The organism is Mycobacterium sp. E802 (genome assembly GCF_001666875.1).
Taxonomy (GTDB): domain Bacteria; phylum Actinomycetota; class Actinomycetes; order Mycobacteriales; family Mycobacteriaceae; genus Mycobacterium.
The window spans coordinates 1-16,035 of record NZ_LZJD01000150.1 but is presented as its reverse complement, the minus strand read 5'-3'; the positions used below and the strand labels follow the sequence as shown (position 1 = coordinate 16,035).

13 protein-coding genes are annotated in these 16,035 nt (G+C 67.2%); 6 read left to right on the top strand and 7 right to left on the bottom strand.

The window, feature by feature from the left end; all coding sequences use genetic code 11:
* Together A5699_RS21475 and A5699_RS21470 are read right to left on the bottom strand one after the other, a co-directional pair.
* Positions 1-1,134, bottom strand: a 1,134-nt coding sequence (locus tag A5699_RS21475) for an NAD(P)-binding protein (RefSeq protein WP_082957814.1), incomplete at its 3' end; no start/stop codon positions are given.
* Between the two features lie 7 nt (positions 1,135-1,141).
* On the bottom strand, positions 1,142-1,390 hold the full coding sequence (locus A5699_RS21470; RefSeq protein ID WP_067773595.1) for a DUF2630 family protein: 249 nt from the start codon (positions 1,388-1,390) through the stop codon (positions 1,142-1,144).
* Between the two features lie 31 nt (positions 1,391-1,421).
* Here A5699_RS21470 and A5699_RS21465 point away from each other — a divergent pair, with 31 nt between their 5' ends.
* A complete protein-coding gene (locus tag A5699_RS21465) occupies positions 1,422-1,784 on the top strand; it encodes an FKBP-type peptidyl-prolyl cis-trans isomerase (protein ID WP_067773592.1) in 363 nt (120 codons plus the stop codon).
* A 111-nt stretch (positions 1,785-1,895) separates the two neighbouring features.
* Here the strand turns inward: A5699_RS21465 and A5699_RS21460 are convergent, their stop codons facing one another.
* Complete coding sequence (locus tag A5699_RS21460) at positions 1,896-3,236, bottom strand: HAMP domain-containing sensor histidine kinase (RefSeq protein ID WP_067773589.1); 1,341 nt, start codon at positions 3,234-3,236, stop codon at positions 1,896-1,898.
* A 10-nt stretch (positions 3,237-3,246) separates the two neighbouring features.
* Positions 3,247-3,966 carry a two-component system response regulator PrrA gene (gene prrA, locus A5699_RS21455; RefSeq protein WP_076191312.1) on the bottom strand — a complete coding sequence of 240 codons (720 nt, stop codon included), beginning with the start codon at positions 3,964-3,966 and terminating at the stop codon, positions 3,247-3,249.
* A 95-nt stretch (positions 3,967-4,061) separates the two neighbouring features.
* Here prrA and A5699_RS21450 point away from each other — a divergent pair, with 95 nt between their 5' ends.
* The 3 genes from A5699_RS21450 to A5699_RS21440 are packed head-to-tail and all read left to right on the top strand — an operon-like array spanning position 4,062 to position 9,700.
* The gene (locus tag A5699_RS21450) at positions 4,062-5,954 is read left to right on the top strand and encodes an ABC transporter ATP-binding protein (protein WP_067773599.1); all 1,893 of its coding nucleotides are present in this window, start codon (positions 4,062-4,064) and stop codon (positions 5,952-5,954) included.
* A gap of 36 nt (positions 5,955-5,990) precedes the next feature.
* Positions 5,991-7,856: an ABC transporter ATP-binding protein gene (locus A5699_RS21445; RefSeq protein WP_231965792.1), complete on the top strand. Its 1,866-nt coding sequence runs from the start codon at positions 5,991-5,993 to the stop codon at positions 7,854-7,856.
* Positions 7,853-9,700 carry an ABC transporter ATP-binding protein gene (locus A5699_RS21440; RefSeq protein WP_067773580.1) on the top strand — a complete coding sequence of 616 codons (1,848 nt, stop codon included), beginning with the start codon at positions 7,853-7,855 and terminating at the stop codon, positions 9,698-9,700. Before A5699_RS21445 ends, A5699_RS21440 begins: the two co-directional genes overlap by 4 nt.
* A gap of 124 nt (positions 9,701-9,824) precedes the next feature.
* On the opposite strand, the gene A5699_RS21435 is transcribed toward A5699_RS21440, so the two are convergent.
* Together A5699_RS21435 and A5699_RS21430 are read right to left on the bottom strand one after the other, a co-directional pair.
* Positions 9,825-10,943 (bottom strand): epoxide hydrolase family protein, encoded by a 1,119-nt coding sequence (locus A5699_RS21435; protein WP_157561380.1) that lies wholly within the window; start codon positions 10,941-10,943, stop codon positions 9,825-9,827.
* Positions 10,944-11,026: 83 nt separating this feature from the next.
* Complete coding sequence (locus tag A5699_RS21430) at positions 11,027-11,866, bottom strand: LuxR C-terminal-related transcriptional regulator (RefSeq protein ID WP_067773574.1); 840 nt, start codon at positions 11,864-11,866, stop codon at positions 11,027-11,029.
* Between the two features lie 59 nt (positions 11,867-11,925).
* On the opposite strand from A5699_RS21430, the gene A5699_RS21425 reads away from it, so the two are divergent.
* Together A5699_RS21425 and A5699_RS21420 are read left to right on the top strand one after the other, a co-directional pair.
* Positions 11,926-13,623 (top strand): AMP-binding protein, encoded by a 1,698-nt coding sequence (locus tag A5699_RS21425; protein WP_067773571.1) that lies wholly within the window; start codon positions 11,926-11,928, stop codon positions 13,621-13,623.
* Positions 13,620-15,236, top strand: coding sequence for an AMP-binding protein (locus tag A5699_RS21420; RefSeq protein ID WP_067773569.1), 1,617 nt, complete (start codon positions 13,620-13,622; stop codon positions 15,234-15,236). The genes A5699_RS21425 and A5699_RS21420 overlap by 4 nt, the downstream gene beginning before the upstream one ends.
* A gap of 1 nt (position 15,237) precedes the next feature.
* Here the strand turns inward: A5699_RS21420 and A5699_RS29690 are convergent.
* The coding region (locus A5699_RS29690) for an HNH endonuclease signature motif containing protein (protein WP_231965791.1) at positions 15,238-16,035 on the bottom strand (798 nt) is incomplete at its 5' end.

Here is a 16,035-nt window from a genome sequence, read left to right as displayed (position 1 = left end):
GCTCGAGACGGCAGCGCACCGATGGGGAGTGGCCACCGGCCACGACCGAATCCTGTTGTGCGGCTCAGGTTCCCGCCCGGCGGCCGCGGCCTCGTAAGCGTCGGCGAGCTGGCGGTATGACTCGTTGACATGGAAGGTGCCGCCGAATGCCTGCTCGGGTGTGACGGCTTCGTCGCGCAGCCGGGGCAATCGGCGCAGCATCAGGTTCACCTTGATCTGAGCACCCGGAGCGGTGTCGGGGGCGGGCTCGCCGAGCAGTTCGGCCAGCACGGCCGGCGTCACGTTGGCCAGCACGTGTCCGGCGCGCACCCGGTGGCCCGTCCCGTCGCGGCGGTAGCGCACCTCACCGCTTGGGTCGATGGCGTAAACGTCTGCGCCGGTGATGATTTCGGCGCCAAATCCGGTGGCGGCGGCGGCCAGGGCTCCGCTCACCGCGCCCATTCCGCCGACGGGGACGTCCCATTCGCCGGTACCGCCACCGATCAGGTGATAGAGGAAACACACGTTCTGGATCAGCGATGGATCGTCGAGTCCGGCGAAGGTCCCGATCAGGGCATCGGTGGCCATCACGCCGCGGACCAGGTCGTGCGACACCGCAGCGGTGATCGCCTCACCGATGGGTGTCTCGATCAACGCCTCCCACGCGGCGGCCGCTTCGGCGTCCTGTCCGGCCAGCACGTGTGCGCGCAGGCCGCTGCGGGTGCGCAGCGGCTGCAGCAGCGTGGGCCAGATCCGGCTGGTGATGAGCTGGCAGCGGCGGTAGAAGTCGTCGAACCCGGCGGCATCGGCGTCGGCGCCGATCGCGTCGAACGTCGTCTCCGGTCCGATCAGCAGGCCGGTGGCCCCGCCGCCGGCCGGATCCGGTGTGTACGACGAATATCGCCGTCGGGACAGCCGGATCCGGGCCCCGAGATCGGTGACGATACGCCGGGGCAGGAGGCTGACGAGATACGAGTAGCGCGACAGCCGCGCGTCGACACCGTCGAAGGCGTGGGCGGAAACCGCTGCGCCGCCGACATGGTCGAGCCGCTCGAGCACCTGCACGCGGCGTCCTGCGCGGGCCAGATAGGCGGCAGCAACCAGGCCGTTGTGCCCGCCGCCGACGACGACGGCGTCCACTGCCTGTTCGGTCACCGGCTGGTCAGTTCCGATAGCCTTCGACCTCGTCGGCCGGGCGCTTTTCGGCCAGGTCCGGGTCCTGCCCGGTCTGACGTAGCGCGCGGCGCTGCCGCAACAGGTCCCAGCACTGGTCGAGGGCCACTTCCAGCGACCTCAGGCGGTGGTGTTCTTCGTCTTCGTCTATCTCCTTGCGCTGCAGTTTCGACCGGAGCTCCTGCTCTTCGGCAACGAGCCGGTGAACTTCGGCGAGGATGTCCTGATCTTTGGCCACACGACCAGTCTGCCGGACTACGGTTGATCTGGTGAGCACAAAACCAGAGATCGAGTTTCCGGACGGACCTGCCCCTGCCGAATTGGTGATCACCGACGTCGTGGTCGGTGACGGCGCCGAAGCCGTGCCCGGCGGCACGGTCGAGGTGCATTACGTCGGCGTCGAATATGACTCGGGTGAAGAGTTCGACAGTTCGTGGAATCGCGGAGAATCCATCGAATTTCCCTTGCGCGGCCTGATCCAGGGGTGGCAGGACGGAATTCCCGGTATGCGGGTGGGTGGCCGTCGGCAACTCGTCATCCCGCCGGCACAGGCCTATGGCCCGGCCGGGTCGGGGCATCGGCTGTCGGGGAAGACGCTGATCTTCGTCATCGATCTGCTCGGGGTCCGCTGAAGTTTTCTTCAGTCGCGCCGCGCGCCGAGTTCGACACCAGGGTCGCTGATTTCACGGCATCACAACCCTCAGGTAGATCTCGGCGATCGTGGCGGGGCGGCTGCGTGCTTCTCAGCTCGGCCCGGGCAGGCGTAGCAGCAATCGGGCCCCGCCCAGCGGGCTCGATTCGAGAGCCGCGGTGCCGCCGTGCAATTCGGCTTGTTGGGCCACCAGCGCCAGGCCCAGCCCGGATCCCGAGCGCGATGCCGTCGACCCGCGGGAGAAGCGGTCGAACACCATCACGCGTTCTTCCTCGGGCACGCCCACACCGTCGTCGTCGATCGCGATCTCGACGCCTTCGCGTGAGCTCACCGCCGACAGCTGGACCCTTGTGGCGCCGCCGTGTTTGACGGCGTTGGCGATCGCGTTGTCGACCGCGAGCCGCAGCCCGGTCGGCAGCCCGATGATGATCACCGTCGGTGACGGGGCCAGCGACACCTCGAGGTCGGGGTAGACGCGCATGGCGTCGTGGGCCGCGCGGTCGAGCAGTTCGGTGATGTCGACGGTGACGTGATCGTCGGTGGTGGTCAGCTCACCCTGGGCGAGCCGCTCGAGCGCACCCAGGGTGGCCTCGATCCGTGACTGCGTGCGGATGACGTCGTTGACCACTTCTTTGCGTTGGTCGTCGGGCAGGTCGAGGGTGGCCAGGATCTCCAGGTTGGTCCGCATCGCGGTGAGCGGGGTGCGCAGTTCGTGAGCGGAGACCGAGGCGAAGTCGCGGGCCGAGGCCAGCGCGGCCTTGGTGCGGCCCTGTTCGGACCAGATGCGTTGCAGCATGCCGTTTACCGCGTCGGCGATCTCGACGGCTTCGGTGGCACCGCGGACCTCGACGTCGGGCGCCTCGTCGCCGGCTTCGATCTGGCGGGTCTGCTGGGCCAGCCGTTTGAGTGGTCGAACGGCGAACGCGGCCAGCAGCCAGCCCAGCAAGGTGGCCGCTCCGACGGCGAAGACACAGATGATGAGCACCCGGCGGTGCAGGTTGTTGGTGTCGGCGATGGTGGCGTCGTAGGTGGCACCGACGGCCACCCACATCGGTCCGGGTGCGGGGATCTGCACGGTGCGCACCCGCCAGCGCACGCCGTCGATATACGTGTCGGCGTAGCCGTCGGGCAGCTCCGGCAGTACGACGTTCGAGTTCGAGGCGATGTTGCCGGCCTGACGCACGGTGATCACGGCGTCCTGGTCGCTGGGCGAGCGGGGGATCTCGCCGAGGCCGCGCGGCAGGAACGGGATGGCGAAACCGGCCGCCTCGTCGAGGCGACGGTCGAGCCGTTCCTTGCGGTCGTTGGTGATGCCGACCCACACGATGGTGCCGACGATGACGACGACGATCGCGGCGCCGATGGCGGTCGCGAACGCCACCCGGGTCCGCAGGGAGGGGGTGCGGCGGAAGATCCGGGTCAGCGGGCTCATGGTGATCGGGCTACTGCGTCCTGAGCACGAATCCGACCCCCCGGACGGTGTGCAGCAGCCGTGGTGCCCCGCCGGCTTCGAGTTTGCGGCGCAGGTAGCCGATGAACACGTCGACGACGTTGGTGTCGGCGGCGAAGTCGTAGCCCCAGACCAGTTCCAACAACTGGGCTCGGGACAGTACGGCGGTCTTGTGCTCGGCCAGCACGGCCAGCAGGTCGAATTCGCGTTTGGTCAGGTCCACGTCGACGCCGTTGACCCGGGCGCGCCGGCCCGGGATGTCGACCTCGAGCGGACCGACTTGGATGGTCTCGGAGGAGAACGTCGCCGAGGCGCCGCGCCGGCGTAGCAGGGCCTTGACCCGGGCCACGAGTTCCTGCAACACGAACGGTTTGACCAGGTAATCGTCGGCGCCGGCCTCGAGGCCGGCCACCCGGTCGTCGACGCTGCTGCGGGCCGAGAGCACGCAGACCGGCACGTCGTTGTCCATGGCGCGCAGCGCCGTCACCACGCTCACGCCGTCGAGCACGGGCATGTTGATGTCGAGCACGATCGCGTCGGGGCGCGTCTCGGTGGCGCTGCGCAGCGCCTCGGCCCCGTCCACGGCGGTCGATACGGTGAACCCGGACAACCGCAGCCCGCGTTCCAGCGAGGCGAGCACGTCGGGGTCGTCGTCCACGACGAGGACCCGGGGCGAGGCCATGCCACCGGCAGCGCTATCCATACCCGCCATCTTGCCCGATGACCCACCCTGAATCGCGCAGGCGCCCAGGCAAGCCCCGGGAAGTCTTTGACCTCAACAATTGTTCAGGTTCTACGGTGATGCTCATGAGTTTGGAAACAGTGGCCAGGCAGACGCTGTATCGGCAGACGCATGCCCGTGACGGTGACCTGCGCTCGCTGGCCGACCGGCGACTGTTGTCCCGGATCTGGCGCTTCTCGGCGCGCCACCATCGCCGGCTGGCGGGGTTCGTCGTGGTCAGTGTGGTCAGCGCACTGTTGACGGTGACGACGCCGGTGCTGGCCGGTCGGGTGGTCGATGCGATCACCCGCGGTGGCCCGGCCTCGACGGTGGTGACGCTCGCGCTGGTGATCGCCGCGGTGGCGCTGGCCGAGGCCGCAGTGGCCTTGGTGACCAGGTGGTTGTCGTCGAACATCGGAGAGGGCCTGATCCTGGATCTGCGCACCGCGGTGTTCGACCACGTCCAGCGCATGCCGGTGGCGTTCTTCACCCGCACCCGCACCGGTGCACTGGTCAGCCGGTTGGGCAACGACGTGATCGGCGCGCAGCGGGCGTTCTCCGACACGCTCTCGGGCATCGTCGCCAACGTGGTGACCCTGTCCCTGACGCTGATGGTGATGCTGAGCATCTCGTGGCAGATCACGCTGTTGTCGTTGGTCCTGCTGCCGTTGTTTGTGCTGCCCGCGCGGCGCATCGGCGTTCGGATGGCCGGGTTGTCGCGCGAGGCGGCCATTCACAACGCCACGATGAACACCCAGATGACCGAGCGGTTCTCGGCGCCGGGCGCCACGTTGGTCAAACTGTTCGGCAGCCCCGTGCGCGAGTCCGACGAGTTTGCGGTGCGGGCCGGTCGAGTCCGGGACATCGGCGTGCGCACGGCGATGCTGCAGTCGGTGTTCATGAATTCGCTGACGCTGATGTCGGCGCTGGCGCTGGCGTTGGTGTACGGGTTGGGCGGCGTGCTCGCGATTGGCGGGCAGCTGCAGGCCGGTGCGGTGGTATCGCTGGCACTGCTGCTCACCCGGCTCTACGCGCCACTGACCGCCCTGGCCAATGCGCGGGTCGAGATCGCCAGCGCCCTGGTGTCGTTCGAGCGGGTCTTCGAGGTGCTGGACCTGGTGCCGCTGATCGCCGAGAAGCCGGATGCCGTCGACGTGCCCGACGGGAAAGACGGAATCTCGACCTCCGTTGAATTTCGAGACGTCCGCTTCTCCTATCCGGCGGCGGACAAGGTGTCGCTCGCGTCGCTGGAAGAAGTCGCGACCCTCGATGACCGCGGCGGGGACGAGGTGCTGCACGGCATTTCGTTCACGGCCGAGCCCGGCCAGATGGTGGCCCTGGTCGGATCGTCGGGCGCCGGCAAGTCGACGATCGCGTCGTTGTTGTCCCGGCTGTATGACGTCGACAGCGGTGCCATCAGGCTCAACGGGGTCGACGTGCGCGACGTGACGTTCGCCTCGCTCAAGGACACCGTGGGCATGGTGACCCAGGACGGGCACCTGTTCCACGAATCAATCCGGTCGAACCTGCTGCTGGCCGCGCCCGAGGCCTCCGACGCCGACCTGTGGGAGGCCCTGCGCCGGGCCCGCCTCGACGATGTGGTCGCCGCGATGCCCGACGGCTTGGACACGGTTGTCGGTGAGCGCGGATACCGTCTGTCCGGAGGACAGCGGCAGCGGTTGACCATCGCGCGCCTGCTGTTGGGACGATCACGGGTGGTGGTGCTCGATGAGGCGACGGCGTCGCTGGACTCGGCCTCGGAGGCCGCCGTGCAGCAGGCGCTGGCCGAAGCCCTCGACGGCCGCACCTCGATCGTCATCGCCCACCGGCTGTCCACGGTCCGCTCGGCCGATCTCATCCTGGTCATCGAGGACGGGCGCATCGTCGAACGCGGCACCCACCGTGACCTCCTGGCGCGCGACGGCCGGTATGCCGAGTTGTACGACACCCAGTTCTCCGAGGAGGTCTCGGCGGCGTGAGGTTAATCGTTTGCCCCTGATGGGAAGATTGATCCAGTGAAGCGCGCGAGTACGGACCTGTGGCGGCTGCTGCCCTACCTGTTGCCGTACCGGGCCCGATGGATCGTGATGGTCGTGGTGGCTGTCGCCAGCTTGGGCGCGACCATCGGCATTCCCCTGATGACCAAGGCCGTGATCGACGGCCCGGTGCGCCACCAGGATCCGCACGGTCTGTGGGTCCTGGGTTCGGCCGCGGTGGCGGTCGGGGTGTCCGAGGCCGTGCTGTGGTTCATCCGGCGTTGGCTGGTGGCCCGCGCGACCATGGGCGTCGAGGCCGACATCCGCAAGGATCTCTATGCGCGGCTGCAGATCCTTCCGATGAGTTTCCACAGCCGTTGGCAGTCCGGTCAGCTGCTGTCGCGGGTGATGAACGATCTGTCCACGATCCGGCGGTTCCTGTCGTTCGGGTTGGTGTTCCTGCTTCTCAACACCCTGCAGATCGTCGCGGTGACCTCGATCCTGCTGGCCATGTACTGGCCGCTGGGGGTGGTGGTCCTGGTCTCGATCGTGCCGATCACGTTGACGGTGCTGCACTTCGAACGCGAATACACCCGGTTGTCCCGGCTGGCCCAGGATCAGACCGGTCACGTCGCCACCCATGTCGAGGAAGCCGCGCTGGGGCTGCGCGTGGTCAAGGCGTTCGGGCGCGAGGACTATGTGTTCGACCGCTTCGACGAGCAGGCCACCCGCCTGCATGACACGCAGGTCGCCAGAGTGGCGGTGTCCGCGAAGTTTTGGACCGTGCTGGAGGTCATCCCCAACCTCACGTTGATCGTGGTGCTCGGGTTCGGCGCCTACGCGGCCGGCCACGGCTACGTCACGATGGGCACGCTGGTCGCGTTCATCACGATGATGCTCTCGCTGGTGTGGCCGATCGCCTCGCTGGGTTTCCTGCTGTCGATGATGCAGGAGTCGTTCACCGCGGCCAACCGGATCGCCGAGATCTTCGACGCGCCTGTCGACATCGCCGACGGCCCGGTGTCCGATGCGCCGCGTGGTGGCCGGCTGGAGTTGCGCGATGTGGGCTTCAAATTTCCCGACAGCGAGCACGATTGGGCCCTCCGTCAAGTCAACGCGGTAGTGGAGCCGGGGCAGACGCTGGCTCTCGTCGGCGCGACCGGATCGGGCAAATCGGTTCTGGCTGCGCTCTTCTCGCGCCTGTATGACGTGACCGAAGGACAGATCCTGATCGACGGTCGTGACATCCGCGAGCTGCGCCTGCCGGTGTTGCGCCAGACCGTGGCCACCGCATTCGAGGACCCGACACTGTTTTCGATGTCGGTGGCCGAGAACCTGCGGCTGGGCAACGCGGGCGCCACCGACGAGCAACTGCGCGAGGCCGTCGAGATCGCCGCCGCACAGTTCGTCTACGACCTGCCGTTCGGCCTGGACACGCGAATCGGGGAGCAGGGCATGAGCCTGTCCGGCGGGCAGCGCCAACGGCTTTCGCTGGCCCGCGCGATCCTGGCCGCGCCCAAGATCCTGGTGCTCGACGACACGTTGTCGGCGCTGGACGTGCACACCGAGGCCGTAGTGACCGAAGCGCTGCGGCGGGTGCTGCGCGGGGTGACGGGCATCATCGTGGCGCACCGCGCGTCGACGGTTCTACTGGCCGACAAGGTGGCGCTGTTGCAGGACGGCACCATCACCCACATCGGGACACATGCCGAATTGCTGGCGCAGGTGCCGCAGTACCGCTATCTGCTGGCCGCCGATGACCAACTCGACGATGCCTGCGAGCGCACCTGCGACTGGGAAGACGAGGAGGAGCTGGGCCGGTTGCAGCGTGAGCACGACGAACGCGCAGCCATCGACGAAGTGGGCGAGCCGCCACGTTTCGGTGCGGAGGTGCAACGCCGATGACCACCACTGAGTGGCGCGGGCAGGTTGTGGACGACAACGACGATCAAGCCGGCGCCGTCGCGACGTCCGCCCTGCCGATCGACGAAAGCGTGCCCCGGCGCCGCGAGGCCAGGGCTCTGCTCGGGTCGTTGCTACGCCCGTTCCGGTGGACGGTCGCCGTGCTGGCACTGGTGGTCATCGTGGAAAACGCTGCCCGGCTGTCGGTCCCGATCCTGGTGCAGCGCGGTATCGACCGCGGGATCCCGCCGATCCTGGAGGGCGGCCCGGCCCGGGAGCTGATGCTGATCGTCGGCACGCTGTGCGTGGTGGTGCTCGTGCAGGCGGTCAGCCGGATGTTCTTCCTGCGTCGCTCCGGCCGGATCGGCCAGCAGGTGCTACTTGAGTTGCGCCGCCGGGTGTTCCGGCATTTCGGACGGCTCGACGTCGCCTTCCACGATCGGTATACGTCGGGTCGGGTGGTGAGCCGCTCCACCAACGACGTCGAGGCCATTCAGGACATGCTGGAAACCGGGTTCGACAGCTTGGTCACTGCGGTGCTGACGCTGTTCGGCACGGCGGTCCTGTTGATCGCGCTGGATTGGCGGCTCGGCCTGATGTGCCTGGCGGCGTTCCCGGTGCTGGTGGCGCTGGTGTGGTGGTTCCGCAACGAGTCGGCCAAGACCTACCGGCTGGTGCGGGAGAGCGCCGCGCTGGTGATCGTGCAGTTCGTCGAGACCATGACCGGCATCAAGGCCGTGCAGGCCTACCGGCGCGAGCCGCGCAACCAGGAGATCTTCGACGACGTCGCCGACGAGTACCGGGCGATCAACGAGAAGACCTTCAAGCTGCTGGCCGTCTTCATGCCCGGGGTCAAGCTCGTCGGCAACCTCACCACCGGTGTGGTGCTGCTGTACGGCGGCTATCGGGTGCTGCACGGCGAGATGACGATCGGCACGCTGACCGCCTTCCTGCTGTACCTGCGGATGTTCTTCGAGCCGATGCAGGAGATCTCGCAGTTCTTCAACACCTTCCAGTCGGCCTCCTCGGCGCTGGAGAAGCTGGCCGGGGTGCTTGCGCAGCGTCCCGCGATCGCCGACCCCGAACAGCCGGTGGAACTACCGGATCCCAAGGGCCGCATCGATTTCCGCGGCGTGCAGTTCGAGTACACGCCCGGCCGCCCCGTGCTACCGGGGCTGGACCTCGCTGTTCCGGCCGGGCAGACCGTGGCGCTGGTGGGCACCACCGGGGCCGGCAAGACCACGATCGCCAAGTTGATCTCCCGGTTCTACGACCCCACGGCCGGAACGGTGACGTTGGACGGGGTGGACCTGCGCGAGCTGGCCCAGTCCGATCTGCGCCGTCACGTCGTGATGGTGACCCAGGAGAATTTCATGTTCGCCGGGACGATCGCCGACAACATCCGGTTCGGCCGACCCGACGCCACCGATGCGCAGGTGGCCGCGGCCGCGGCGGCCGTCGGCGCGGATGGGTTCATCGAGGCGTTGCCCGACGGCTACGCCACCGATGTCGCCAAACGCGGCGGACGGCTCTCGGCTGGCCAGCGTCAACTCGTGGCGTTCGCCCGTGCCTTCCTGGCCGACCCGGCGGTGCTCATCCTGGACGAGGCGACGTCGTCACTGGACATCCCCAGTGAGCGAATGGTGCAGCGCGCGTTGGAAACCGTGCTCGCCGACCGTACCGCGCTGGTGATCGCGCACCGGCTCTCCACGGTGCAGATCGCTGACCGCGTGCTGGTGCTCGAGCACGGCCGCATCATCGAGGACGGGGCGCCGGCGGATTTGATCGTCCGGACCGACGGGGCCTATGCGGCGTTGCACCGGGCCTGGGTGGATTCCCTGGCCTGAGGGTTGCCACGCAGCGACCTCCACGCCAAACCCCGCATACCCCGCGCCGATTTCCACGCCAGGGCTGCTTTCCGGCGAAAACCACCGCCCGGGTGTAGAAATCGACGCGGGCGGCACCCCGAAATCACCGCACGGTGTCGAAGAACGTTCGCACATCGTCGACGAACAGGTCCGGCTGCTCGAACGCGGCGAAGTGTCCACCGCGCGGCATCGTCGTGTAATGGGTGACGTTGTAGCCGGTTTCGCACCAACTGCGCGGAGCCCGCAGGATCTCCATCGGGAACGACGCGATCCCGGTGGGCAGGCTCACGTAGTCACCGCCGCCCCAGGTGTCGTGGCTTTCCCAGTACAACCGGGCCGAGGACGCCGCCGACGCGGTGACCCAGTAGAGCATCACGTTGTCCAGCATTTCGTCTTTGGATACCACGTTCTCGGGATGCCCGTCGCAGTCCATCCAGGACCAGAACTTCTCCACGATCCAGGCCAATTGCCCGACGGGGGAGTCCACCAGGCCGTAGCCGACCGTCTGCGGCCGGGTCGACTGTTGCTTCATGTAGCCCGAATCCCATTTGCGGTAGTAGTCCATGCGGGCCAACGCCTTCCGCAGGTCCTCGGTCATCTCGCCGATGCCGTCGGCCGGCGGCTGGGCGATCGGCATGTTGACGTGAATCCCCACGCATGAGCCGACGTTGCGGCCGATCTGCGTCGTCACCGCCGCTCCCCAGTCACCACCCTGCGCGCCGTAGCGGTCGTAACCCAGCCGGGTCATCAAGGTGTCCCAGGCCTGCGCGATCTTCTCGATGCCCCAGCCGGTGGCGGTCGGCTTGCCGGAGAACCCGTAACCGGGCAGCGACGGGCACACCACGTCGAACCCCGCCTCGGTCAGGGGCTCGATCACCTTGTGGAATTCGACGATCGACCCGGGCCAACCGTGGGTGATCAACAGCGGAAACGCATCCGCACGCCCGCAGCGCTGGTGGATGAAATGGATGTCCAGACCGTCGATCTCGGTGATGAAGTGGTCGAACCGGTTCAGCGCGGCTTCGCGGGCCCGCCAGTCGTATTCGTCGGCCCAGTAGGCCGCCAGTTCGCGGGTGTAGGCCAGCGGAATGCCCTGCGTCCAGTCGTCGACGGTCTCGACTTCGGGCCATCGGGTCCGCTTCAGCCGGTCCTTGAGGTCGTCGAGGTCGGCGTCGGGAATTGCGATGCGGAAAGGCTTGATCGCAGGGTCGCTCGGGGTCATGTGGGCCATCCTCCCGCGGTGTCGACCATTACGCTGAAGATCAGGGCTACGCGGTGACCGCAATCTTCAGCGCAAGTGTTGCGTCAGGGGATCTGGCGCAGCCGTCGGGCTTTGGACACCGCCTCATGCCGGTTGCGGGCGCCGAGTTTGGCCGCCGCGCTGCGCAGATAGCTCTTCACCGTCTCGGGTTTCAGAGAAAGGCGTTGTGCCGCTTCGGCATTGGTGCATCCCAAAGCGACCTGCGCCAACACGTCGACCTCGCGCGACGTCAACGGCGCACTCGCCGGCGGATCGCCGCGCAACGCCACCGCCAACCGGTCGGCGAGCTCACGCAGCGGCCCGGCCAGCTCCGTGCTGTCGGCCGCGAGCCGGCGCAGGTCGGCGTGCACTTGGCGGATCTGTTCGGTGTCGGCGGGTTGATCGGGGAAGTGGGTGAGCGCGGCCTCGCGCATCCGCATCCGCCGGTCCACCTCGTCGCGGACCCGTAACTCGTCACTCAACCGTTGCGCCGAGGCCACCATGGCTGCGGCGGTGCGGCCACCGATCGGGGAACTGGTGCGGTGCGCCCCGTACAGCACGGCGCGGGCCTTGCCGTCGACCACCACGGGTACGGCCAGGATCGAGCGGATGCCCTCGGAGAGCACCGGCTCGTCGTAGTCGTGGGTGATGATCGACGCGCGCCGATAGTCGGGTACCGAGATCGGGCGGCGCGACACCACGCTGGCGCCGCCCAGCCCCGCACTGGGCAACACCGCAAGCCCGCGCATGGCGCCGGTGCGGGTGCCGAAGAACTCACTCAACAGCAGGGTGTCGTTCTGCACCTGGCCGCCGAAGGCCAGGGGTAGGCCGGTCTCGGTGGCCATTCGGCGCAGTTCGGCGCGTACCGCGTCGGCGTCACGAGGCCGCAGCAGCCAGGGGCGCATCGCAGATACCCACTTTCGGGGGTAGCGGTCGGACAAGTGTGACGTAGAGCATAGCTCTCATGAATGACGCCGCGAGCAACACCGACCGCTACCGGGGTGCCCGTGACCAGCTGGTTGCCACCATCGAGGACTACGACAAGGCTGTCGAGCAGTTCGTCTGGCCCCAGTTGGGCGGCACCTTCAACTGGGCCACCGACTGGTTTGACGCCATCGCGCGGGACAACGACCGCACGGCGTTGTGGATCGTCGAGGAGGACGGGTCCGAGCAGAAGGTGACGTTCGCCGAGATGGCCCAGCGGTCCGACCGGGTCGCGACGTGGTTGCAGGGGCTCGGCATGACGAAGGGCGACCGGGTCGTCCTCATGCTCGGCAACCAGGTCGAGCTGTGGGAGGCCATGCTGGCCATCGCCAAGCTGGGCGCGGTCATCATGCCGACCACCGGGGCGCTGGGGTCGGCAGACCTGTCGGATCGGATCGCGCGCGGGGGTGCCGGGTTCGTCATCGCCAACACGGTCGACACGGCCAAGTTCGCCGACGTGCCCGGTGACTACACCCGCGTCGTGGTGGGCGAGGCGGTGCCGGGCTGGCAGGCATACCGCGAGGCCGACGCTGTCGAGCCGGACCGGTTCGAGGCGTGCACCACGGTCGAGGACCCGATGCTCGTCTACTTCACCTCCGGCACCACCAGCAAGCCGAAGCTCGTCGAGCATTCCCAGATCAGCTATCCGGTCGGGCATCTGACCACGATGGCCTGGATCGGGGTCAAACCCGGCGATGTGCACCTGGCGATCAGCTCACCGGGCTGGGCCAAACACGCCTGGAGTTGCTTCTTCGCGCCGTGGATCGCCGAGGCGACGATCTTCGTCTACAACTACCGGCGGTTCGATGCGGCCGCGCTGCTGGCCCAGTTGCGTCGGGCCGGTGTCAACACGTTCTGTGCGCCGCCGACCGTGTGGCGCATGTTGATCCAGTCCGATCTGGGTGAGCGGCCCGCGGGGCTGCGCGAGATCCTGGGCGCCGGTGAACCGCTGAACCCCGACGTGATCGCGCAGGTCGAGAAGGCGTGGGGGTTGACGATCCGCGACGGGTTCGGCCAGACCGAGACCACGCTGCAGATCGGCAACACCCCGGGCCAACCGGTCAAGCCAGGGTCGATGGGCCGACCCATGCCCGGGGTGCCGGTGGTGTTGGTGGATCCGATCACCGGCACGCCCGCCGACGAGGGCGAGATCTGCCTAGACCTCGGGGCGAATCCGCACAATCTGATGACGGGGTACCTCGGGGATCCGGAACGCAACGCGGCCGTGATGGCCGGTGGCTACTACCACACCGGCGACGTGGCCAGTCGGGACGACGACGGTTACATCACCTACATCGGGCGCACCGACGACGTGTTCAAGTCCAGCGACTACAAGGTCTCACCGTTCGAGTTGGAAAGCGTGCTGATCGAGCATCCGGCGGTGGTGGAGGCCGCGGTGGTGCCCCAGCCCGACGACACCCGGCTGGCGGTGCCGAAGGCCTATGTCGCGCTGGCCGAGGGCTGGGAAGCCAACGAGCAGACGGCAAAAGACGTCATGGCCTATGCCCGGGACCACCTGGCGCCGTACCTCAAGGTCCGCCGGGTGGAGTTCTTCGACCTGCCCAAGACCATCTCCGGCAAGATCCGCCGCGTCGAGTTGCGTCAGCGTGAGGATGCGGCTCATGAAGCGGGCGAACCGATTTCGACCGAATACCGCTACGAGGACCTGCTCGGATGAAGTCATACGATGCCGGCCCGGTGGATGTGCCGGTGCTCGAGGAGACGATCGGGGCGCACTTCGAGCGCACGGTGGCGGCCCAACCGGATGCCGAGGCACTGGTCGAGGTGCAGACCGGACGGCGCTGGAGCTATACCGAGCTGAACGACGAAGTCGACTCGGTGGCGCGGGGTCTGCTCGGCCTGGGAGTGCAGAAGGGCGATCGCGTCGGTATCTGGGCGCCCAACTGTGCCGAGTGGGTGATCCTGCAACTCGCCACGGCCAAGGCCGGGGCGATCCTGGTCAACATCAACCCGGCCTACCGCACCCACGAGTTGGCTTACGTGCTCAAGCAATCCGGTGTGCGCACGCTCGTGTCGGCGACCGCGTTCAAGACCTCCGACTATGTGACGATGGTGGCCGAGGTGCAGTCGGATTGCCCCAACCTCGTCGACGTGATCTTCCTCGGCACGCTGGATTGGGACCGGCTGCACACCGAGCAGGCCGACGACGCCTCGCTGCGCGCACAGCTCGGCGAGCTGTCCAACACAGATCCGATCAACATCCAATACACCTCGGGGACAACCGGTTTCCCGAAGGGCGCGACGCTCAGCCACCGCAACATCCTCAACAACGGGTTTTTCGTCGGCGGTCTGATCAATCTCGCACCCGGCGACCGGGTGTGTATCCCGGTGCCGTTCTACCACTGCTTCGGCATGGTGATGGGCAATCTCGGAGCACTCACGCATGGTGCGGCCATCGTCATCCCCGCACCGGGTTTCGACCCCGGCGTCACGCTGGCCGCGGTGGAGGCCGAAGCATGTACGGCGTTGTACGGGGTGCCGACGATGTTCATCGCGATGCTGGGTCATCCCGACTTCGGTCAGTTCGATCTGTCCTCGCTGCGCACCGGGATCATGGCGGGCTCGGTGTGCCCGGTCGAGGTGATGAAGCGGGTGGTGGCCGACATGCACATGGCCGAGGTGGCCATCTGTTACGGCATGACCGAGACCTCGCCGGTGTCGTGTCAGACGCTGGTCGACGACGATCTGGAGCGCCGTACCGCCACGATCGGTCGGGCCCATCCGCACCTGGAAATCAAGATCGTCAACCCGGATACCGGCGAGACGGTCGACCGTGGGCAGCCCGGTGAATTCTGTACGCGCGGTTACTCGGTGATGCTGGGCTACTGGGAGGAGCCGGCGAAAACCACCGAGGCGATCGACGCGGAAGGCTGGATGCACACCGGGGACCTGGCGGTGATGCGCGAGGACGGCTACTGCACCGTGGTCGGCCGGATCAAGGACATGGTGATCCGCGGCGGCGAGAACGTCTATCCCCGGGAGATCGAGAAATTCCTCTACACCCATCCCGACATCGACGACGCTCAGGTGATCGGAGTTCCCGACGCGAAGTACGGCGAGGAGATCTGTGCCTGGATCCGGATGAAACCCGGACGCGCACCGCTGAATGCCGAGAGCCTGCGGGCATTCGCGACCGGCAAGCTGGCGCACTACAAGATTCCGCGCTATGTCCTTGTCGTGGAACAATTCCCGATGACGGTCACCGGCAAGATCCGCAAGGTCGACATGCGTGAGGAGAGCGTCAAGCTGCTGGGGCTCGACCCTCGTTAGATCAGAATGGTGGGGGTGGTCCGTATTCTTCGGCGAGCCAGATTTGGTATTGGCGTTCGACGTCGAGGTCGTTGTTGATTTCGGCGCGTAGGTGTCGTTCTTCGGCGATGCGTTCTTGGCGTTCTTGTTCGCGGGTGTGGCTGCGTTTGGGCATCTTCATGCCACGGTGCGGACTTTGCGCCTCGGGTTCGGGGAGGTTGAGGTCCCCGGTGGGTTGGCCCAGGATGGGGAACAGGGTCGCGCCGTGGGCTTCGGTGGTGTAGGTGTGCCCGGTGGGTGTGTTGAATTCGACGGTCCCATCAGGTGATTGGCGATCGGCCCAGCCGGGGCAAAACGTTTTGACCAAATGGTGTGTGCGGCAATACATTTTGTTGTTCGACGGATGGGTCGGCCCGGCCGGGTAAGGCACGGTGTGGTCGACATCGCAGTACTCTGCAGGCCGGTCACATCCGGGGAACCTACAAGTCAGATCCCGCCAGAAGATGAACTCCCGCAACGCCACCGACGGGCGATACCCAGGCTCGGGAGCAGAGGTCTTTGCGGTGGCCTCACCAGTGTCAACCGCCTCGCCGGTATCGGCGGCTACATCCGCTGTGGCGCCGGTGGCCTTGGGGGTGGGGTTGTCGCCGGGTAGGCGCACCGTTTTGCGGGTGGCATTGGCGGCCAGGTCGCGCACGCTTTGGGCCGGCACGATGCCGTAGCCGGGTAGGTAGCCGGGGGTTGGGCTGTTGGCATCGAGGGTGGCTTGCTCAGCCAGCAGGTGCACCACCGCGGCATCGGCAGCAGCCCGGGTGCCTGC

Excerpts from the sequence above, each read along its gene's own strand:
- A5699_RS21460 (WP_067773589.1), bottom strand. The coding sequence starts at position 3,236 with ATGAGCCCGCTGACCCGGATCTTCCGCCGCACCCCCTCCCTGCGGACC.
- prrA (WP_076191312.1), bottom strand. The coding sequence starts at position 3,966 with ATGGCGGGTATGGATAGCGCTGCCGGTGGCATGGCCTCGCCCCGGGTC.
- A5699_RS21450 (WP_067773599.1), top strand. The coding sequence starts at position 4,062 with ATGAGTTTGGAAACAGTGGCCAGGCAGACGCTGTATCGGCAGACGCAT.
- A5699_RS21440 (WP_067773580.1), top strand. The coding sequence starts at position 7,853 with ATGACCACCACTGAGTGGCGCGGGCAGGTTGTGGACGACAACGACGAT.
- A5699_RS21435 (WP_157561380.1), bottom strand. The coding sequence starts at position 10,943 with ATGACCCCGAGCGACCCTGCGATCAAGCCTTTCCGCATCGCAATTCCC.
- A5699_RS21430 (WP_067773574.1), bottom strand. The coding sequence starts at position 11,866 with ATGCGCCCCTGGCTGCTGCGGCCTCGTGACGCCGACGCGGTACGCGCC.
- A5699_RS21425 (WP_067773571.1), top strand. The coding sequence starts at position 11,926 with ATGAATGACGCCGCGAGCAACACCGACCGCTACCGGGGTGCCCGTGAC.
- A5699_RS21420 (WP_067773569.1), top strand. The coding sequence starts at position 13,620 with ATGAAGTCATACGATGCCGGCCCGGTGGATGTGCCGGTGCTCGAGGAG.